This window comes from Bordetella sp. 2513F2 (assembly GCF_054642735.1).
The window spans coordinates 3,267,302-3,287,354 of the sequence record NZ_CM137755.1 but is presented as its reverse complement, the minus strand read 5'-3'; the positions used below and the strand labels follow the sequence as shown (position 1 = coordinate 3,287,354).

The window sequence follows — 20,053 nt, the reverse complement described above, 5'->3', positions numbered from 1 at the left end:
AGGAGTCTGATTTTGTCCCTCAAGAAGAACACGGTCCTCACCCTGCTCAGCGCCGAGCAGCTCGCGCAGTTCTACGCGTCCGGCCACTGGCGCAGCGAGACGATCTATGACTGCGCACGGGCGCAGGCCGAGGCGCGGCCCGATGGCCATGCGCTGCGCGACGGCGCGCGCCGCCTGAGCTACGGCGAACTGCTGGCGTGCGCCGACGCCCTGGCCGAGCGGCTGCATGCCGCCGGCCTGCGCGCAGGAGACCGGGTGGGTCTGTGGACCTCCAGCCGCGTCGAGACCGCCGTGGCGTGGCTGGCCTGCTCGCGCAACGGCTATACCTGCTGCCCCTCGCTGCACCGCGACCACACCGTGGCCGACGTGCAGGCGCTGATGGCGCGCGTGCGCGCGGCGGCCTTCATCGGCGAGCGCGGCTGGGGCGCCGATGCCGATCGCCACGATATCTTCGAGCGCCTGGCCGGCCAGGAGGGGCTGCGCCTGTGCATCGCGCTGGAGCGCGTGGGCGGCGCTTCGGAACTCGTGCCGGCTGCCGCACCGGCCAGCCTGGCGGCGCCCAGGTCCACCGACCCGAACCGGGTGGTGTACCTGGCCTTCACTTCCGGCACCACGGGCGAGCCCAAGGGCGTGATGCACAGCGACAACACCTTGCTGGCCAATGCCCGCACCATTGCCGCCGACTGGCATTTCGGGCCGGAGTCGGTGATCTACACCATGAGCCCGCTGAGCCACAACCTCGGCCTGGGCGCCATGATCAGCGCGCTGGCCACCGGCGCCGAGCTGGTGGTGCACGACCTGCCGCGCGGCCACAGCCTGGTCGACCGCCTGGTGGAGACCGGCGCCACCTTCCTGTTCGGCGTGCCCACCCATGCCATCGACATTCTGGCCGAGCTGCGGGCCCGCGGGCTGCAGCGCATCGGCCGGCTGCAAGGGTTCCGCATTTCCGGCGCGTCGGCGCCGCCCGAAGTGGTGGCGGGCCTGCTGGAGCACGGCGTCACGCCGCAGAGCGGCTACGGCATGACCGAGGCATGCTCGCACCACTACACGCTGCCCGACGATCCCCCCGAGCGTGTGATCCACACCTCGGGACGCGCCTGCGCCGGCTACGAAGTGCGCATCTGGTCCACCGAGGACCCCGACCAAGAAGTGCCGGTGGGCGAGGTCGGCCAGATCGGCGGACGCGGCGCCAGCCTGATGCTGGGCTATTACGACAACCAGCAGGCCACCGAAGCCTCGTTCAATTCCCATGGCTGGTTCATGACCGGCGACCTGGGCCGCCTGGATGCCGACGGCTACCTGGTGATCACCGGACGCAAGAAAGACCTCATCATCCGCGGCGGGCACAACATCTATCCGGCGCGCATCGAGAACCTGGCCATGCAGCATCCCGCCGTGGCGCGCGCGGCCGTGCTGCCGGTGCCGGATGCACGGCTCGGGGAGAAGGTCTGCCTGGCCGTGATGTTCAAGCCGGGCGCGCAGGCAGAGGCCGAGACCCTGCTCGCGCACCTGGACGCCTCCGGGCTGTCGCGCTACGACATGCCGGAGTACTTCGTGGCGCTCGACGAGATTCCGCTCACGGCCAGCGGCAAGATGTACAAGCGCGACCTGGTGGAAGCCGCGCGCGCCGGCAGGCTGGCGCTCACGCCGGTGCGTTTCCGGCCTGCGGCCCAGGAGAGCGGCGCATGAACGCCGTCCCGCCCGATTCCGCCGAAGCCATGCGGCGGCTCCAGCATGAGCTGGCGCACCCGCCGTTCCATGCCGTGCTGGGGCCGCAGGCCGTGGCCGCCGATGCCGCGCAGGGCGTGGTGGTCGTGCGCCTGCCGTACCAGCCGGCATTCGGCCGCGCGGCAGGCAGCGATGCCGTGCACGGCGGCGTGGTCGCAGCGCTGATCGACCTCAGCGCCCACGCGGCCGTGGCGGTGCAGACCGGCCGCATGGCGCCCACCATAGACCTGCGCATCGATTACCTGCGCCCCGCGCCCGCGGCCGACCTGTATGCCACGGCCCGCACCCTCAAGGTGGGGCGCGCCGTGGCGCGCGTCGACGTGGAAATCCGCGCCGCGGCCGACGCGCCCCTGCTGGCGGCCGGCCGCGGCACCTTCAGCACCCTGGATACGCACGCATAAAGGACAGCCAATGAAAGCAGTGTTGATACGTGAATTCGGGCCGGTGGAGGCCTTGCGCGTCGAGGAGATCCCCGATCCGGTGCCCGGCCCCGGCCAGGTGCTGATTGCCGTGCAGGCCGCCGCCGCCAATTTCGTGGACCTGCTGGTGGTCACCGGCCAGTACCAGTTCCTGCCGCCACGGCCCTTCGTGCCGGGCAAGCTGCCGGCCGGCATCGTGCGCGCCGTCGGAGAGGGCGTGACGGACCTGGCGCCGGGCGACCGCGTGCTCACGCTGGCCGAGCAGGGGGGCTATGCCGAACTGGCCCTGGCCCAGGCGAGCGACTGCTATCGCCTGCCCGACAGCCTGGGCTTCGTGGACGCCGCGAGCATGGCGCTGGCCTACGACACCGCCTGGTTCTCCCTGTGCGAACGCGGACGGGCCCAGGCTGGCGAAACCGTGCTGGTGCTGGGCGCCAGCGGCGGCGTGGGTCTGGCTGCGGTGCAGCTGGCGCGCGCCTACGGGCTGCGCGTCATTGCGGGCGTCTCGGGCGCGGCCAAGGCCGAGGCCGTGCTGGCGGCCGGCGCGCACGACTGGATCGACCTGTCGCGCGAGAACCTGCGCGACAGCCTGCGCGAGCAGGTGCACGCCCTCACCGAGGGGCGCGGCGCGGACATCGTGCTCGATCCCCTGGGCGGCGACTATTTCGACGCGGCGATACGCGCGGTGGCCTGGTGCGGCCGGCTGGTGGTCATCGGCTTCGCCGCGGGGCGCATCCCCACGCTCAAGGTCAACTATGTGCTGCTCAAGAATATCGAGGTGAGCGGCGTGCAGGTCAGCGACTACCGCAAGCGCACCCCCGGGAAGATGGCGCACTGCATGGCTGAGATATTCCGCCTGCACGGCGAGGGCAGGCTGGCCGCGGCGCCGGCCACGCTGGTCCCGCTGGCGTCGGCGGCCGAGGCCCTGGTGGCGCTGCGCGAGCGCCGCGCGGCCGGGCGCCAGATCCTCGTGCCCAATGGCGATCCGCAGGGCCGCTGAACGGCTGTCGGCGGCGTACCAAAAATGGATCACCGTTGTACTATCCGCACTGTCCGGCGGATCGCCGGGCAGCCGGGAGACAGCGGCCGGGCCGCCGATGCGGCCCCCGCGGCAGGTTACGACGGGAGTTGCTGATGCGTTGGCGGTATGAAGAGATAGGGCAGCGGGTCAAGGCATTTCGCCTGGCCTCGGGTTTCAGTGCAGACGAGGTGGCGCAGCGCATCGGCATATCGCGCACCGCGCTGTATCGCGTCGAAAAGGGCGAGATCGCCAAGATCGACACGCTGGAGCGCCTGTCCGACCTGCTCGAGGTCTCGCTGCCCACGCTGCTGGGCGTGGGCATCGAATACCTGGCCTCGGCGGTCAGCTACTTCGAGCGCACCCGGCAGATCGAGGAGAAGGCCGACCAGATCATCGTGCTGGCCGGCCCGGTATCGTTCCTGCTGGCTTCCGAACGCTTCGAGGCGGCGCTGGAGCAGCTGCTGCGCGAGTCCATCCCCGACGACAGCGAACACCGCGCCCGGCTGCTGGCCGACGTGGACCGGGTGATGGAGATCCTGCACCAGCGCAAGCGCGCCTACCTGCATCGCCGCCCCAGCATCGTCAACCTGATCTCGGCGGACCAGATCGCGCGCTTCCTCAAGAACGGCCTGATGGGCCGGCGCGACCTGCCGGCCGCGGTCCAGCGCGAGCGCCATGCGCTCGCCCGCGCCGAGATCGAGCACCTGGCGCGCCTCATCGAGGAAGACAACCTGGGCGTGCAGATCGGCCTGGTCACCGACGTGCTGCCGCTCAACGGTTTCCAGATCTTCCGCCAGGCCGATCGCAGCACCCTCACCATCAGCCCGTTCCGCCTGGGCGAACAGCCCAACATCCGCGTCGGCGTGGCCATGCTCACGTCCGCCCCCGAGGCGCTCAAGCTGCACGAGAAGATCGTCATGGATGCCTGGAAGACGGCCATCAAGGGCCCGGCCGCCGCAGCGCACCTGCGTGCGCTGCTGGACGCGGATGCCGTCGCGCGCGCCGAATCCGAGCCGCCGCCGCGTGCGCGCAAGTCCATGCCGACGGACTGAACTTTCCCATTCTTCCACGGAGCCGCAATGAATCAGGACGAAGCCCGCTGCCGCCACGAACTCGTGCTGGCCAACCGCATACTGGCGCGCGAAGGCGTGCTGGATGCCTTCGGGCACGTCAGCGTGCGGCACCCGGAGCGTCCCGGGAATTTCCTGCTGTCGGTGTCCAGGGCGCCGGAGCTGGTCTCGGAGCAAGACATCATCGAATACGATGCGCAGGCGCAGCCCGTGCACGAGGAAACGCGCGGCCACTATGCCGAGCGCTACATCCACAGCGAGATCTACCGGCTGCGTCCCGACGTGCACGCCATCTGCCATCACCACAGCCCGGCGGTGATGCCGTTCTGCATCAGCGGCGCGGCCATCGTGCCGGTGTTCCAGCATGGCGCGCTGATCGGCGCCACCGTGCCCCTGTGGGATAGCCGGGACGAGTTCGGCGACACCAACCTGCTGGTGACCAGCGCCGAGCAGGGCGCTTCGCTGGCGCGCGCCCTGGGGGAAGCCCAGATGGTGCTGATGCGTCATCATGGCGCCACCGTGGTGGGCACGCGCCTGCGCGAACTGGTGTTCCGCGCCGTGGCGGCCTGCAACAACGCGGAGTTCCAGTACCGCGCCATGGCGCTCGGCCCGGTGGCCGGGCTGACTCCGGGCGAGGTGGAGCGCGCCGCCAGGCTGCCGCCGGCGCCCATGGACCGCGCCTGGGATCTCTGGGCGAGCCGCGGACAGGCCTGATCGCCGCGGTCCGGCGCCCGCGATGGCCGCCGGACCACAGGACCCTCAGGCGGGCAGGGCCTCTCGAGCCACGGCGGGCTGCAGCGCCGCCCGCACCTTCTCCGGCCGGAACGGCACGCTGCGCAGCCGCGCGCCGGTGGCATCGTGGATGGCGTTGGCGATGGCGGCGGCGCTGGGCACCGAGGCCGATTCGCCTGCGCCCAGCGGCGGGTTGCCGTTGGCCGGCATGATCAGCACCTCGATCTCCGGCACCTCGTCGAAACGCAGGATGGGGTAGCCGCCCCATTCGCGCGCGGCCACGCCGCGCGCGTTGAAGCGCACCTGCTCGTGCAGCACGCGGCTGACCGACTGGATCACGTTGCCGTGCACCTGGTGGCGCACGCCGGCGGGGTTGATGACCTGCCCGCAGTCGTAGCCCACCCACACCTTCGCCACGCGCACCCGGCCGGTCTGCACATCGACCTCCACGTCGCAGATCCAGGCGCAATAGGCCGAGCCCACGCCCGGGAACGTGCCGTGCACGTACTGGTGCTGCGCGAAACCGCGTCCCAGGCGCAGGCCCGGCCGCTCCGGATCCTGCCGCAGGCCGGGCCGCACGCCCGGCTGCCAGCCCGCGCGCTCGGCCAGGGCCAGGCTCAGCGCCCGCGCGCGCGGGTCTTCCATGAAGCGCAGCCGGAAGGAGATCGGATCTTCGCCGTGCAGGCAGGCCAGTTCGTCGATGAAGGACTCGTGGCTGTACACATTGGGCAGCGCCGAGACGCCGCGCATCCATGCCGCCCGCACGATGGGCGGCATGTCGTGCACCGCGACGCGCGCGTCGCTGCAGCGGTACTGGGGCACCACGGTGCGGTCGCCCTTGTGCTCGACGATGGGATCGGCCGGCAGCTTGCCGGTCTGCATCAGCGCGAGCACCGGCGCATTGTTGGAGGGATAGCGGTTGGTGTATTCGTAGGCCAGCGTGTCCCCGGCGGTGACGGCGCCCCGCACGTCCATGAGCTGGGTGGTGCCCTTGGGCTCCCACACATGCTCTTCCTCGCGCATCAGCTGCAGCCGCACCGGCGCGCCCACCTCGCGCGACAGCAGCGCGGCCTCCGCCGCCGCGTCGTCGGCGCAGTTGCGGCCATAGCAGCCGGAGGCCTCCATGCGCACGATGCGCACCGCCTCCTGCGGCAGGTCCAGCAGGGTCATGATGTCCACGTGCAGGAAATGCGGATTCTGCGTGCCGCTGTACACGGTGACCTGGCCATCGCGATAGTCGGCCACCGCGCAGGACGGACCGATCGAGCCGTGCATCTGGTAGGGCCACTGGTAGGTGGCGGCATGGCCGCCGCCATGCTGCGCCAGCGCGGCGTCGACGTTGCCGGTGTTGCGCAGCTCGCGGCGCTGCGCGGCCTGCGCGCGCACGGCAGCCGCCGGCTCGTTGAGTTCGGGCAGGGGCGGCGGCTCGCGCCACTGCACCTCCAGCGCCCGGGCGGCGTGTATGGCGTGCTCCTCGCGCCGCGCCACCACGCCCACCAGGTCGCCCAGCGCCACCACGGCCACGATGCCGGGGATGTGCGCCACCGATTCGCGCCGTATCGCCACCAGGCTGTTTCCCACCATCGGCCCGGCGTCGCGGCCGCCATAGGGCGGCCGCACCATGCGCGCGTGCAGCATGCCGGGCAGCCGCAGGTCGTGCACGTACGTCAGCGCGCCGGTGACCTTGGCCGGGATGTCCACGCGCGGCACCGCGCGCCCCACGATGCGATAGGTGCCGGGCGGCTTGAGCGGCACGTCGGGGTCCAGCTCCAGCTCGAAGCGCTGGCCGCGCAGCAGTTCGGCGTAGCTCAGGCGCTGCCTGCCGTCGGCAGTCTGCACCACGCCGTCGACCACCTGCAGCTGGCCGGCGTCGACCTGCATGAGCTCCGCGGCGCGGCGCAGCAGGAAGCGGCGCGCCTGGGCCGCGGCGCGGCGCATGGGCACCGCCGCGCTCTGGATGGAGGCGCTGGCCGTGGTGGGGCCCTGGTCGGGCGTGCGGTCGGTGTCGCCCAGCACCATGCGCACGCGTTCCAGCGGCACGTCCAGTTCTTCCGCCACGATCTGGGCGAAGGCAGTGCGCACGCCCGTGCCCAGGTCCACGTGGCCATTGGCCGCGATCACCTCGCCCTCGGCCGTGATGGCCACGTAGGTGTCCACCTTGCCCTTGGAGACCAGGTTCACGGCATGGCGGGGCGGCGGCTCGCCGGAGGCGTTCAGCCGCTCGCGCGAGACGGGCGCGGCCGCGGATGCAGGCAGGCTCATGGCGCGTGCTCCGCAACGGGTTGCAGGGCGCGCAGGCGGCGCACGGTTTCGGGGAGGTTCTGCCAGGGCGGGGCGTCGGCGGCGTAGCGGGCGCGCAGGTAGGCGGCCAGGTCGGCGATCTGCGCGTCGTCGAGGCTGTCGGCGAAGCCGGGCATGTAGCCGAGCGCGCTGTCGGCGGGCGACGCGATGCCGTGCAGGATCACCTGGATCAGGTTGTCGGGCCGCGGCGCGGCGATGTTGCTGTTGAGCGCGAGATCGGGCCGCACGCCGAACAGGCGCGCGCCGTGGGCCGGGTCGTGGCAGGCCGCGCAGGCGCCTTCGTAGATGCCGCGGCCCGCCATCGCCAGCACGCGCGCCGCGCCGTCGGGGGCGGCGGCCGGTGTCGCGGCCGGCGCAGGCGTCGCGGCCGCGGGCGCCGGTGCGCCGGGCAGGTCGCTGAGATAGGTGGCCATGGCCAGGATGTCGTGGTCGGGCAGCGCCTGCAGGCCGGCGACCACGGGGGCCATGGGGCCGGTGGCCGCGCCGTGGCGGGCCGAGAAGCCGGTGCGCAGGTAGTCGTACAGGTCCTGTTGCGTCCAGGGCAGGGGCGCGCTCGACAGGGCATTGAGCGCGGGCGCGTCCCAGTGGTCGACCTGTGCGCCGGCCAGGTAGCGCTGCAGGCCGCCGCGTTCGGCGCCCAGCGCGTTGCGCGGCGTGTGGCAGGCGCCGCAGTGCCCTGCGCCTTCCACCAGGTAGGCGCCGCGGTTCCACAGCGTGGAGCGGGCCGGATCGGGCTGGAACGGCGCGGCGTCGTGGAACAGCAGATTCCAGCCGGCCATCATGCCGCGCAGATTGTAGGGAAAGGCCAGCCGCGTCTCGGGCGGCCGGGCCGGGACGGCGGGCTGCGTCATGAGGAAGGCGTACAGCGCCTGCATGTCGCCGTCGGAGAACTTCGCGAAAGAGGTGTAGGGGAACGCCGGATAGAGGTGGCGTCCGTCGCGGCTGATGCCATGGCGCATGGCCCGGTCGAATGCCTCGAAGGACCAGCGCCCGATGCCGGTTTCGGGGTCGGGCGTGATGTTGGTGGAATACACCGTGCCGAAGGGCGTTTCCAGCCCCAGGCCGCCGGCGTTGGGGGTGCCGCCCGGCGCCGTGTGGCACACCACGCAGTCGCTGGCCGCGGCGATGAGGCGGCCGCGTTCGATGGCGGCGGCGGAATACAGGCTGGGGTCGGGCGTGGCCAGCGGGAGTTCCGCGCGCCATGGCAGCAGGGCGGCGCCCAGGCCCACCAGCGCAGCCGCCGACGCGCCGGCCCAGGCCCAGGCACGCGCCAGCGGCCGGCGTGCCGCCGGCCCGCGCAGCGCAGCCTGTGCCTGCCGGCCCAGGCCGTCGAAGCGCGGTTCGCGCAGCCGGATGCCCGTGGCGTCGTATATGGCGTTGGCCATGGCGGCCGCGGCGGGCAGCGTGAGCGCAGGGCTTTCGGACAGCGCTCCGGGCTCGGCAACCTGCGCCACGGGCAGGTCCACCCATTGCAGCGCGCCCATGCTGGCCGCCGCGGCGTCAGGCGCCGTTGCAGGCGGGCCCCAGTCGTCGTGGGCCGGCGCCGGAGCCAGCAGCTGCCTGGCTGCCGCGGTGATCTGGCGCTGCCAGCGCGGGTCGTCGGCCAGGGCGGGCGCGCCGGCTGCATGGTGTCCCACCGTCAGGCGCTCGATACGGACATGGCCGCTGTCGCTGTCCACGGCCACGTCCACCACCCAGGCCGCCCAGGCCTGGCGCGCGGGCTGCGAGGCGGTGTCCGGCATGCTGGCATAGGCGAAGCCGCGGCCGCGGCCCTGCCGTGAAGGCTGGACGCGTGGCTGCCAGCCCGCCTGGCGCGCCACGGCCTCGACCAGGGCATGTCCGGTGGGGTCGGACAGGTGCTGCAGCCGCCATTGCACCGGGTCCTGCCCCTGGGCTGCCGCGAGTTCGTCGACGAAGCTCTCGCGGGCGAACGCCTGGGCGTGGGCCACCTCGCCGTCCGGCAGGCGCGTATCCAGCGGCAGGGGCCGGTCAGGCGGCAGGATGTCGGCGGGCAGGTCGTAGACCGGCGTGGCGGTTTCGGGCGTGGCCGGCGCGAGGCCGGCCTGCAGGACCGCGGCTGCCGGCCGCGGCGCCAGCGGCAGGCTGGCGCCGCACGCCCAGCGGGCGAGCGCGTCCTGCGTGTCGCGCCAGGCGCGATAGCGCAGCGTGAGCGGCGTGGCGCAGGCCCGCCCCTGTGCCTGCACGCGCACCGGCACGTGCAGGCGATGCGCCAGCAGGCCCGCGTCGACTGCGGCGTCGTGCGCCGCGGTGTCGGCCGGGCCGGCCTGGCCGGCATGGACCTCGACGTCGGCGGCGGGCAGCGCGAGGAGGGCGGCCAGTTCGCGCTGCAGGCGCGCCGCGTCCACGTGCTCGGCCCAGACCCGCAGGCGGGCCTGGTTCCAGTGCGCCACGGCATGGGGCAGGACGGCCGGCGCGGGGGCCGACAGCGGCCAGCGGTACGCGTGCTCGAGTTCGGCGGCGGCTTCCTGCGCCGGGGCCTGCAGCGCATCGGCGGGCCGCCATTCGACGCGCAGCCGCGCGGCCACGTGCCGGGCCACTTCGGCCGACGGAGCGGCCACCGCGACGAACCCCGCATGCTGCACGATGCGATAAGGCGCGTCGACGTCGCCGGCCGCGGCGTCGTGCACCGCTTCGGGCCGTGCGCCGGTGGCGCGCGCGCCGTCCCAGCCGGCATCGGGCGCGCGCAGCACCACGGCCGTCCAGCAGGACGAGGGCGGCAGCGGGACGGCGGCGCTCATTCGGGACTGTCCTCGCGCAGGCGGCGGGCCGCCAGTTCGACGGCGTCCAGGATTTCCAGGTGGGTGCCGCAGCGGCACAAGTGGTATTGCAGCGCCCGGCGGATGTCCTCGCGCGTGACGTGCGGGTCGGCCGCCAGCAGCGCGTGGGCCGCCATGATCATGCCGTTGATGCAGTAGCCGCATTGCGCGGCCTGCGCGTCGATGAACGCCTGCTGCACCACGCCCGGCCGCTCCAGCGTGCCCAGGCCTTCCAGCGTGGTGACCTGCCGGCCCACGGCGGCGCCGGCGGGAATCACGCAGCTGCGCGCGGGCACGCCATCGAGCAGCACCGTGCAGGCGCCGCATTCGCCCAGCCCGCAGCCGTACTTGGGGCCGTTCAGCTCGAGATCGTTGCGCAATACGTAGAGCAGCGGCGTCCCGGCCTCGACTTCCAGCCGGTGCGCCTGGTCATTGACTCGCAGTTCCAGTGGCATGATGTGCGTTGGGCAAGGGCGCGGCGCGCCCCCCTCGGGTCAGTCGATCTTGATGTGGCTCTGGCTCACCACCTTGGTCCACATGGCGCTTTCCTGATCGATGAATCCGGCCGTCTGGTCCAGCGACATGTAGGCGGGATTTTCTCCTGCTTTTTCCAATGCGTGGGGCATTTCCGACTGGGTCATGGCCTGTTCGACGGCATGGCTCAGTTTCTCGAGCACGGGCCGGGGCGTCTGGGCCGGCGCAAACAGCGCCGTCCAGAACAGCACGCGGAAGCCGGGAATGGAGCTGGCGATCGTGGGCAGCTCGGGCAGCACCTTGCTGGGCTGGTCGCCGCTGATGGCCAGGCCGCGCAGGCGCCCCTGGGCGATGTATTGCGCGGCGGCCGGCTGGGTGGCGAACGCGAAGTCCACCTGCCCGGAGATCAGGTCCGTCATGGCGGGGCCGCTGCCCTTGTAGGGAATATGCACGAAATCTGCGCCGCTTTGCAGCTTGAGCAGCTCGCCGGCCATGTGCGGCGTGGTGCCCAGCCCGGCCGAAGCGAAGTTGATGCCTGTCTTGGCCTGCTTGCCGGCGGCGACGAGATCGGCCAGCGTCTTCACCGGGGAGTTCTGCGGCACGGCCAGCACCAGCGGCGACAGCGTGACGGTGGACACGGCCACGAGGTCGCGCTTGACGTCGTACGGCACGCTCTTCATCAGGCTGGGATTGATGACCAGCGCGGGATCGGCCAGCAGCAGGGTGTAGCCGTCGGGCTTGGCGCGCGTGACCACATTGGTGCCGATGATGCTGCCGGCGCCCGGGCGGTTTTCCACCACCACCGGCTGGCCCAGCGAACTTTCGAGATAGCGCGCCAGCTGGCGGCCCACGAAGTCCACGGCGCCGCCCGGCGGATAGGCCAGGACCAGGGTGATGGGGCGGTCGGGGTAGGCCGCTTCGGCTGCTGCCGCGGGCTGGGCGGACAGGCCGATGGCGAAGGACGCCAGCGCGGCCGACAGGAGGGCGCGGCGGCGCCGGGTATGGGTAAGGCTGGCCTTGAACATTCAACGCTCCGATAGGCGATATCGTCCCCTTGCAGCCCGTCTTTTTCGGCATACGGGTCAGGACGGTTGAACTGGGGCGCCATGATCCCGGCATGGCATGCCGCTGGGCATGGCGCGAGCTACACGATAGGCGTGTACCAAAATTGGGTCAAACGATTTAATCTGGAGCTTTGCAGAATTAAATTCATCTCAACCGCATGCAGCCCTCCCAGCTACCCCTTACCGCGCTGAGAGCGTTCGAGGCCTCGGCGCGCCACCTCAGCTTCAAGGCGGCCGCGGCCGAACTGCACGTCACGCCCACCGCCATCAGCCACCAGATACAGGCGCTGGAGCGCATGCTGGGCGTGGAGCTGTTCGTGCGCCTGCATCGCGGCCTGGCGCTGACTCCCGCAGCCGAGGCCTGCCTGCAGCCCCTGCGCGACGGCTTCGGGGCCTTGTGCCGCGTCGTGGAGACCCTGCGCCAGTACCAGGACGACGGCCGCCTTTCGGTGAGCGCGCCGCCTTCCTTCACCATGCGGCTGCTGATGCCGGTGACCCACCAATTCCTGGCCCTGCACCCGGAGATCGACCTGCACATCGCAACGCGCATGCGCGAGCCCGGCCACATCGGCAGGCGCCCCGCGGAAGAGGCCGAGACCCTGCGCGCCTGGGCCGAGTCCAGCGACGTGGTGATCGTCTACGGCGGGGGCGTCTGCCCTGGCCTGGAGGGGGAGGAGCTGCTGCGCCTGTCCATCACGCTGCTGTGCAGCCCGGCGCTGCTGCGCGGGCCCGCGCCGCTGCGGGAACCCGCCGACGTGGCCCGTTTCCCCTGGCTGCATGACGAACGCGGCAGCAAGTACGGGGGTACGTCGTTCTGGCGCCTGTGGCTCGACGCCGCCGGGCTGGACCTGCCCGATGCCGGCGCCGGCAGCCGCTATACCCATGCCGCGCTGGCCATCGACGCTGCCGTGCGCGGCCGGGGGCTGGTCGTGACCACGCCTGCGCTGTGCCGCGCCGAACTGGACGCCGGCCTGCTGGTGGCGCCGTTCGACCTGCGGGTTGCGCTGGACCATTCCTATCACCTGGTCCACCGGCCCACTTCGCGGCCCGCGGTGCTGCAGTTCAAGCAGTGGCTGCGCGAGACGCTCGCGCCGGATCGCCTGGACTGAATTTTTTTCAGCTTCCGGTCATGCCTGAGCCTGGATTCGGGTATACCCTCGCATGATTTGTTCCAAAATAGGTATAAATTCCAATTAAATGAATAGCTCCGTTCCTCCCTGCACCGGCTTTGCCGATCTGGCCGTCACGCCGGCGGATGCGGGCCATGGCGCATGGTCGGGCGTGCATGCGGCGTTGCGCCGCATTGCCCAGGCCGATCCGGCCATACAGGCCTGGTCTCACGTGGGCCAGCCCGCCGCGCTCCAGGCCGTGCAAGACGCCATCCCCGAGGGGCCCTTGCATGGCATCCCGTTCGCCGTGAAAGACGTCATCGACGTGGCCGGCATGCCCACGGGCTGCGGCAGCCCCGCCGCCGATCCGGCGCCCCGCCGCTACGATGCCTCCAGCGTCGCGCTGCTGCGCCGGGCAGGCGCCGTGCCGGTGGGCAAGACGGTCACGGCCGAATATGCGTTCCGCCAGCCCGGGCCCACGCGCAATCCGGCGAATCCTGCGCATACGCCCGGCGGCTCGTCCAGCGGCTCGGCGGCCGCGGTGGCCGCCGGCATGGTGCCGCTCGCCCTGGGCACGCAGACCGGCGGCTCGATGATCCGCCCGGCGGCCTACTGCGGCGTGGTCGGCTTCAAGCCCTCCTTCGGCACGGTGTTCCGCGACGGCCTCACCCAGACCTGCGAATCGCTCGACGTCATCGGCTGGTACGCGCGCTGCGTGGCGGACGCGGCCGCCGTGCTGCGGGTGCTGTCGCCGCTGGGCACGCGGCAGGCGCCGGCGCAGCGCCCGATGCGCATTGCCGTGGTGGCGTCCAATCCTGCGCTGCCGCTCGAGCCCGCGGCCGACCGCGCGCTGCAGCAGGCCTGCGCAAGGCTTGCCGCGCAGGGCGTGCAGGTCATCCACGAGCACGCCTTCGTCGACAGCGCGCGCCTGAACGCGGTGCACGAAACCGTGATGACCTACGAGTTCGCGCGCAGCCTGGCGCCGGTGGTGGGCCGGCATGCAGAACTCCTCAGCGCCGGGCTGCGCGAAACCGTCGCGCAGGGGCTGGCGGTGCCGCACGAGGAATACCTGGCGCGCCGCGCCGAGCAGGAGACGCTGCGCCACGCCTGGGACACGTATTTCGGCGCGGCCGACCTGGTGCTCACGCCCAGCGCGCCCGGCCCCGCGCCGCGCGGCCTGGCCAGCACCGGTTCCTCCGCCTACAACAAGATCTGGTCGGCGCTCGGCTGGCCATGCCTGCACCTGCCCACCGGGCACGCCGCCAACGGCCTGCCCATCGGCGTGCAGCTGGTGGCCCCTTATCACGGCGATGCCAGCCTGCTGCAGTGGGGCGGGTGGCTGCACGAGATCCTGCGCGATGCCTGAATCCCGCCGCGGCCTGCTGCGCGGCCGGGCCGCGCTGGCCTGCGTCCTGCTGGCGGGGCTCGGCTGGGCGGCATCGGCCGTGGCCGCCGGGTATCCGTCGCAGCCCGTCCGCCTGGTCGTGCCCTATCCGCCGGGAGGCGGCGTGGATACCATTGCGCGTGCCGTGGCCCAGCCGCTGGCCGAGGCGCTGGGCCAATCCGTGGTGATCGAGAATCGCGCCGGCGCGGGCTCGCAGATCGGGGTGGCGGCTGCCATGCGCGCCGAGCCCGACGGCTACACGCTGCTCATCGCGGATCCGGCCCTGCCCATCAACCAGGTGCTGCGGCAGCCGGCGCCCTACGATGCGCGCACCGGGCTGGTCGCCGTGGGCCGGCTTACCGCTTCTCCCTACGTCATGGTGCGCACGCCGGGCCTGCCGGCCGAAACGGTGCAGGCCATCGGTGCGCTGTCGCGCCAGCGCGCCGACGGCGTGACCTTCGCCACCGCCGGTGTGGGCACGGCGGCCCACATGGCGGGCGAACTGCTGCGGCTGCGCACCGGCGCCAACCTGGTCCACGTGCCCTACAAGGGCGGGGCGCTGGCCATGTCCGACCTGGTGTCGGGCCTGGTCGATACGTCCATCACCACCACCGCGGCCGCGCGCGTCTACCTGGCAGAGGGCCGGCTCGCCGGCGTGGCCACCACGGGGCGCACGCGCAGCGCGGCGTTCCCCGGGCTGCCGGCCCTGGCCGAAACGCTGCCCGGCTTCGAGGTGCTGTTCTGGACCGGCCTGTTCGCGCCCCCCGGTACGCCGCCGGAAGCGGTCCAGGCGCTGCAGCGCGCGCTGGCCCACGCGCTTGCCAGCCCGGCCCTGCGCGAGGCGCTGGCCCGGTCGGGCGACGAGATCGCCCCGCTGGCCGGCCCGGACTTCGCCGCCTTCGTTGCCGGCCAGGTGGAAACCTGGGCGCGCGTGGTGCGCGAGGCCGGGCTGGGGCACTAGGAACAAAAAGACCTCCGCCCGTCGCCGGTGCGGAGGCCGTGGCGGGCCGCGCTCGCCGCGCGGCCGGCTCCGTTCAGCAGAAGGCCTGCAGGCCCGTCTGGGCGCGGCCCAGGATCAGGGCGTGCACGTCGTGCGTGCCTTCGTAGGTGTTCACCACTTCCAGGTTCACCAGGTGGCGGGCCACGCCGAACTCGTCGGAGATGCCGTTGCCGCCCAGCATGTCGCGCGCCATGCGGGCGACGTCCAGCGCCTTGCCGCAGGAGTTGCGCTTCATGATGGAGGTGATCTCCACCGCGGCGGTGCCTTCGTCCTTCATGCGGCCCAGGCGCAGGCAGCCCTGCAGGCCCAGCGTGATCTCGGTCTGCATGTCGGCCAGCTTCTTCTGGATGAGCTGGTTGGCGGCCAGCGGACGGCCGAACTGCTTGCGGTCCATGGTGTACTGGCGCGCCGTGTGCCAGCAGAACTCCGCGGCGCCCAGCGCGCCCCAGGCAATGCCGTAGCGGGCCGAGTTCAGGCAGGTGAAGGGGCCCTTCAGGCCGCTGACGCCGGGCAGCATCTGCTCCTCGCCCACCTCCACCTCGTCCATGACGATCTCGCCGGTGATGGAGGCGCGCAGGCCCACCTTGCCGTGGATGGCGGGGGCCGTGAGGCCCTTCATGCCCTTTTCCAGGATGAAGCCGCGGATCTTGCCGTCGAACTCGCCGCCCACGCACTTGGCCCAGACCACGAACACGTCGGCGATGGGCGAGTTGGTGATCCACATCTTGTTGCCGGTGAGCTTGTAGCCGTCGGCCGTCTTGACCGCGCGCGTGTCCATGCTGCCGGGATCCGAGCCGTGGTTGGGCTCGGTGAGGCCGAAGCAGCCGATCCATTCGCCGCGGGCCAGCTTGGGCAGGTATTTCTGCTTCTGGGCTTCGCTGCCGAATTCATTGATGGGCACCATCACCAGCGAGGACTGCACGCTCATCATCGAGCGATAGCCGGAATCCACGCGCTCGACTTCGCGCGCGATCAGGCCGTAGCACACGTAGTTCAGGCCGGCGCCGCCGTATTCGGTGGGAATGGTGGGGCCCAGCAGGCCCAGCTCGCCCATCTCGGCAAAGATGGCCGGGTCGGTCTTCTCGTGGCGGAAGGCCTCCAGCACGCGCGTGGCCAGCTTGTCCTGCGCGTAGGCCTGGGCGGCTTCGCGCACCATGCGTTCTTCTTCGGTGAGCTGCTGGTCCAGCAGCAGCGGGTCTTGCCAGTTGAAAGAGGGCATCGAGGACATGCGGGACTCCGGGATGATCAAAAAAGTTCAGGTTTCAAGTATAGGGGCCGGCTCGATTCAGCCCTGGGCCTTCAGGCTGGCTTCGCGGATCTTCTGCAGCGTGGTCGACGGCGAGATGGTCTCCGGGTCGATCAGGCAGTGCAGGATGGCCGGCTTGCCGCTGGCCAGGGCGCGTTCGAAGGCCGGCGCGAATTCTTCGGTGGTCTCCACGCGCTCGCCGTGGCCGCCGAAGGCGCGGGCGTAGTCGGCGAAATCGGGATTCTTCAGGCTGGTGGCCGAGACGCGGCCGGGGTAGTGCTTTTCCTGGTGCATGCGGATGGTGCCGTACATGCTGTTGTCGATCAGCACCACCACGATGGGCAGGTCGTATTGCACCGCCGTGGCGAACTCCTGGCCGTGCATGAGGAAGCAGCCGTCGCCGGCGAAGCACACCACGGTCTTGTCGGGCCAGGTGCGCTTGGCGCCCACCGCGGCCGGCAGGCCGTAGCCCATGGAGCCGGACGTGGGCGCAAGCTGCGTGCCGTAGCGGGTGAACCGGTGGAAGCGGTGCAGCCAGGTGGCGTAGTTGCCGGCGCCGTTGGTCATGATGGCATCGGGCGGCAGCGTGCGCTCGAGGTAGGCCATGACTTCCCCGAGCTGCAGCTTGCCGGGCGTGCGGATCGTGGCAGGATCGCTCCAGGCCAGGTACGAGGCGCGCATGGCCTGGGTACGCTCGGCCCAGGCCGGTGTGGCGGCCGGCGCCGGCAGGGCCGACAGCGCGGTGCACAGCGCCGCCGGCGAGGCGTTGATCGCCAGGCTGGCGCGATACACGCGGCCCAGCTCGGCGGCGTCGGGATGCACGTGCACCAGCTTCTGGCGCGGCACCGGGATGTCGAGCAGGGTGTAGGCCTGGCTGGGGTTCTCCGACATGCGCCCGCCCACCAGCAGGATCAGGTCGGACTCCTCGACGTACTTCGACAGCGCCGGGTTGATGCCCAGGCCGACGTCGCCGATGTAGCAGGGATGGTCGGCCGGGAACAGCATCTGGCGCCGGAACGACACCGCGGTGGGCAGGGCGTGGCGCTGCGCGAAATCGGCGAACTGCTGCACCGCGCGCGCATCCCAGCGCGAGCCGCCCAGGATGGCCACGGGCTGGCGCGCCTCGGCCAGCATGCGGGCCAGCGTGTCGAGCTGGCCGGCCGCGGGCGCGGTGTCGATCACTTCGTAGCGCGGCGCATCGGGCACGGCGGCCGTCTCGACCAGCATGTCTTCGGGCAGGGCGATCACCACCGGACCGGGGCGGCCCGAGGTGGCCACGTGGAAGGCGCGCGAGATCAGTTCGGGAATGCGCTCCACCTGGTCGATCTCGGTGACCCACTTGGCCTGCGTGCCGAACACGGCGCGGTAGTCCATTTCCTGGAACGCCTCGCGTTCGCGCATGCCGCGCTCGATCTGGCCCACGAAGAGGATGAGCGGGGTGGAGTCCTGCTTGGCGATGTGCACGCCGGCCAGCGCGTTGGAGGCGCCCGGCCCGCGCGTGACCATGCAGATGCCCGGTTCGCCGGTGAGCTTGCCATGGGCGTCGGCCATCATGGCCGCCCCGCCTTCCTGGCGGCAGACGGTGACCTCGATGCTGGCATCGTGCAGGCCGTCGAGCACGGCCAGGTAGCTCTCGCCGGGAACGCAGAATACGTGCCTGACGCCGTGCGCGGCCAGTTGGTCGACCAGGATGTGTCCGCCCATGCGGGCCGCGGGCGTGGAAGAAGTTGCTGTCGTCATGATGCACCAATGAACAATCGCCCGAGCATAGTGTGCCTGCAATGCACAAAGCAATTGATAAAATTGCACAATCTCTTGATTGGAGGGCAAGTTGCGAGGCGCCGCTGCGGCGGGGCCGGCGCGGCGCCAGGTATCCCATGCGCAACGGCATTCCCAATCTCAGCGCGCTGCAGGCGTTCGAGGCCGCGGCGCGGCTGGGCAGTTTCTCGCGCGCGGCCGAGGAGCTCTCGCTCACCCACAGCGCAGTCTACCGCCAGGTGGCCAGCCTGGAGGCGCGGCTGGGCGTGCAGCTGTTCACCCGGGTGCGGCGGCGCATCGTGCTCACCGACCACGGTGCGGAGTATGCCGGCCGCATCCGCCACCACCTGGACCAGATCGAGAAGGACACCTTCGGCCTGGTCAGCCGCACCGGCATGGGCCGCAGCATCCACATCGCGGTGGTGCCCACGCTCGCCACCACCTGGCTGGTGCCGCGGCTGGCCGATTTCCAGCGCCTGCATCCCGACATCACCGTCAGCCTGTCGGGGCGCACGCTGCCGTTCCAGTTCAAGGACCATCCCTTCGACGCCGCGATCTACCATGCCGACGGCCTGTGGCCCGGCACGCAGGGGGTGCTGCTGTTCCCCGAGCGCGAGCTGGTGCCGGTGTGCGCGCCGCACCTGGCCGAGGGCCTGCGCGCGCGCGGCGCGGCCGCGCTCGACGGCCTGACGCACCTGCACATGATCTCGCGGCCCGACGCGTGGCGCCACTGGTACGACGCGAACCAGCTCGCCTACGGCCCGCAGGCGGCCGGCGGGCCGCGCTACGAACTCTTCACCATGGTGATGGCGGCGGTGCAGGCCGGGCTGGGCGTGGGCCTGATCCCGCGGTTCCTCGCCAGCCCCGCCCTGGAGGCCGGCACGCTGGTGATGCCCGTGCCGCAGGCATTGGCCGTGCGCCAGGGCTACTATTTCGGCTACCCGCAGCGCAACGAACGCTCGGACGCGCTGCGCGCCTTCGAACTATGGCTCAAGACCGTGGCCGCCACGCCGTGAAGACCTCCCGCTCTCCCGCGCCCGGCGCGCCGTCGCGTCCGCTGGCGGCGCAGGCCGACATCGACGCCTTCATCGACGCCGTCTGGCTCGAGGACGGCCTGGCCGCCAACACGCTGGCCGCCTATCGCCGCGACCTCACCGCCTTTGCGCTTTGGCTCGAGAATCCCGCCGCCAGCGGCCTGCCGGCGGCGCTGCCGCTGTGCCAGGCCGACACGGGCCACATCGCGGCGTGGTTCGCCGCCCTGCATGCCGAAACCCGGCCCACCACCGCCAACCGGCGCCTCGCGGCGCTGCGGCGCTTCTATGCCTGGGCGCTGCGCGAGCAGCGCAGCCCGCGCGACCCCTGTCTCACGCTGGTGGCGGCCAAGCAGCCGCCGCGCCTGCCCAAGACTCTCTCCGAGGCGCAGGTCGAGACACTGCTGCGCGCGCCCGACCTCGACACAGCCCGCGGCGTGCGCGATCGCGCCATGCTCGAGACGCTGTACGCCACCGGCCTGCGCGTTTCCGAGCTGGTGGGCATGCGGGTGCTCGACGTCAGCCTGAACGAAGGCGTGGTGCGCGTGGTGCAGGGCAAGGGCGGCAAGGACCGCCTCGTGCCGCTGGGCGCCGAGGCGGCGCACTGGATCGACGCCTACCTGCGCGGCGCGCGCCCCGAACTCGTGGGGGCGCGCGTCAGCGACGCGCTGTTCGTCACGGCCCGCGCGCAGCCCATGACGCGCCAGGCCTTCTGGCAGCTCGTGAAGAAATACGCCCGGCTGGCCGACATCCACGCGCCGCTGTCGCCGCACGTGCTGCGCCATGCCTTTGCCACGCACCTGCTGAACCACGGGGCCGACCTGCGCGTGGTGCAGATGCTGCTGGGGCATGCCGACATCTCCACCACGCAGATCTACACGCACGTGGCGCGCGAGCGGCTCAAGGCGCTGCACGCGGCGCATCATCCCCGCGGCTGAC

Annotated in this window: 16 protein-coding genes; 10 read left to right on the top strand and 6 right to left on the bottom strand. The window is 71.7% G+C overall.

All coding sequences use genetic code 11. From position 1 onward, the window contains the following. The first annotated feature begins 12 nt into the window (after positions 1 to 12). The 5 genes from ACYBYQ_RS15525 to ACYBYQ_RS15505 all read left to right on the top strand — a co-directional run bounded on the left by ACYBYQ_RS15525 (position 13) and on the right by ACYBYQ_RS15505 (position 4,952). Positions 13 to 1,689: a class I adenylate-forming enzyme family protein gene (locus tag ACYBYQ_RS15525; protein ID WP_459615187.1), complete on the top strand. Its 1,677-nt coding sequence runs from the start codon at positions 13 to 15 to the stop codon at positions 1,687 to 1,689. Next, positions 1,686 to 2,129, top strand: coding sequence for a PaaI family thioesterase (locus tag ACYBYQ_RS15520; RefSeq protein WP_459615186.1), 444 nt, complete (start codon positions 1,686 to 1,688; stop codon positions 2,127 to 2,129). The genes ACYBYQ_RS15525 and ACYBYQ_RS15520 overlap by 4 nt, the downstream gene beginning before the upstream one ends. A 10-nt stretch (positions 2,130 to 2,139) precedes the next feature. After that, positions 2,140 to 3,147 (top strand): NADPH:quinone oxidoreductase family protein, encoded by a 1,008-nt coding sequence (locus tag ACYBYQ_RS15515; protein WP_459615185.1) that lies wholly within the window; start codon positions 2,140 to 2,142, stop codon positions 3,145 to 3,147. Between the two features lie 134 nt (positions 3,148 to 3,281). Beyond that, positions 3,282 to 4,220: a helix-turn-helix domain-containing protein gene (locus tag ACYBYQ_RS15510; protein ID WP_459615184.1), complete on the top strand. Its 939-nt coding sequence runs from the start codon at positions 3,282 to 3,284 to the stop codon at positions 4,218 to 4,220. Between the two features lie 27 nt (positions 4,221 to 4,247). Next, positions 4,248 to 4,952: a class II aldolase/adducin family protein gene (locus tag ACYBYQ_RS15505; RefSeq protein ID WP_459615182.1), complete on the top strand. Its 705-nt coding sequence runs from the start codon at positions 4,248 to 4,250 to the stop codon at positions 4,950 to 4,952. Between the two features lie 45 nt (positions 4,953 to 4,997). Here the strand turns inward: ACYBYQ_RS15505 and ACYBYQ_RS15500 are convergent, their stop codons facing one another. The 4 genes from ACYBYQ_RS15500 to ACYBYQ_RS15485 are packed head-to-tail and all read right to left on the bottom strand — an operon-like array spanning position 4,998 to position 11,547. Continuing rightward, the gene (locus ACYBYQ_RS15500) at positions 4,998 to 7,232 is read right to left on the bottom strand and encodes a xanthine dehydrogenase family protein molybdopterin-binding subunit (RefSeq protein WP_459615180.1); all 2,235 of its coding nucleotides are present in this window, start codon (positions 7,230 to 7,232) and stop codon (positions 4,998 to 5,000) included. Next, positions 7,229 to 10,030, bottom strand: coding sequence for a c-type cytochrome (locus ACYBYQ_RS15495; RefSeq protein ID WP_459615179.1), 2,802 nt, complete (start codon positions 10,028 to 10,030; stop codon positions 7,229 to 7,231). The genes ACYBYQ_RS15500 and ACYBYQ_RS15495 overlap by 4 nt, the downstream gene beginning before the upstream one ends. Continuing rightward, positions 10,027 to 10,503, bottom strand: coding sequence for a (2Fe-2S)-binding protein (locus tag ACYBYQ_RS15490; RefSeq protein ID WP_459615178.1), 477 nt, complete (start codon positions 10,501 to 10,503; stop codon positions 10,027 to 10,029). Before ACYBYQ_RS15490 ends, ACYBYQ_RS15495 begins: the two co-directional genes overlap by 4 nt. Positions 10,504 to 10,542: 39 nt before the next feature. After that, on the bottom strand, positions 10,543 to 11,547 hold the full coding sequence (locus ACYBYQ_RS15485) for a Bug family tripartite tricarboxylate transporter substrate binding protein (protein WP_459615177.1): 1,005 nt from the start codon (positions 11,545 to 11,547) through the stop codon (positions 10,543 to 10,545). A 197-nt stretch (positions 11,548 to 11,744) separates the two neighbouring features. On the opposite strand from ACYBYQ_RS15485, the gene ACYBYQ_RS15480 reads away from it, so the two are divergent. The 3 genes from ACYBYQ_RS15480 to ACYBYQ_RS15470 all read left to right on the top strand — a co-directional run bounded on the left by ACYBYQ_RS15480 (position 11,745) and on the right by ACYBYQ_RS15470 (position 15,040). Beyond that, the gene (locus ACYBYQ_RS15480; protein ID WP_459615176.1) at positions 11,745 to 12,695 is read left to right on the top strand and encodes a LysR substrate-binding domain-containing protein; all 951 of its coding nucleotides are present in this window, start codon (positions 11,745 to 11,747) and stop codon (positions 12,693 to 12,695) included. Between the two features lie 88 nt (positions 12,696 to 12,783). Then, on the top strand, positions 12,784 to 14,061 hold the full coding sequence (locus ACYBYQ_RS15475) for an amidase (protein WP_459615175.1): 1,278 nt from the start codon (positions 12,784 to 12,786) through the stop codon (positions 14,059 to 14,061). Continuing rightward, positions 14,054 to 15,040: a Bug family tripartite tricarboxylate transporter substrate binding protein gene (locus ACYBYQ_RS15470; RefSeq protein WP_459615173.1), complete on the top strand. Its 987-nt coding sequence runs from the start codon at positions 14,054 to 14,056 to the stop codon at positions 15,038 to 15,040. Before ACYBYQ_RS15475 ends, ACYBYQ_RS15470 begins: the two co-directional genes overlap by 8 nt. Positions 15,041 to 15,113: 73 nt before the next feature. Here the strand turns inward: ACYBYQ_RS15470 and ACYBYQ_RS15465 are convergent, their stop codons facing one another. Further along, positions 15,114 to 16,307, bottom strand: coding sequence for an acyl-CoA dehydrogenase (locus ACYBYQ_RS15465; RefSeq protein ID WP_459615172.1), 1,194 nt, complete (start codon positions 16,305 to 16,307; stop codon positions 15,114 to 15,116). 57 nt (positions 16,308 to 16,364) lie between these two features. Next, positions 16,365 to 18,065, bottom strand: a complete 1,701-nt coding sequence (locus ACYBYQ_RS15460; protein ID WP_459615171.1) for a thiamine pyrophosphate-binding protein — start codon at positions 18,063 to 18,065, stop codon at positions 16,365 to 16,367. A gap of 137 nt (positions 18,066 to 18,202) precedes the next feature. Between ACYBYQ_RS15460 and ACYBYQ_RS15455 the strand changes: the two genes are divergently transcribed. Together ACYBYQ_RS15455 and xerD are read left to right on the top strand one after the other, a co-directional pair. Further along, the gene (locus tag ACYBYQ_RS15455) at positions 18,203 to 19,099 is read left to right on the top strand and encodes a LysR substrate-binding domain-containing protein (RefSeq protein ID WP_459615170.1); all 897 of its coding nucleotides are present in this window, start codon (positions 18,203 to 18,205) and stop codon (positions 19,097 to 19,099) included. Continuing rightward, positions 19,069 to 20,052, top strand: a complete 984-nt coding sequence (gene xerD / locus ACYBYQ_RS15450) for a site-specific tyrosine recombinase XerD (protein WP_459615169.1) — start codon at positions 19,069 to 19,071, stop codon at positions 20,050 to 20,052. The genes ACYBYQ_RS15455 and xerD overlap by 31 nt, the downstream gene beginning before the upstream one ends. Position 20,053: the final 1 nt, after the last annotated feature.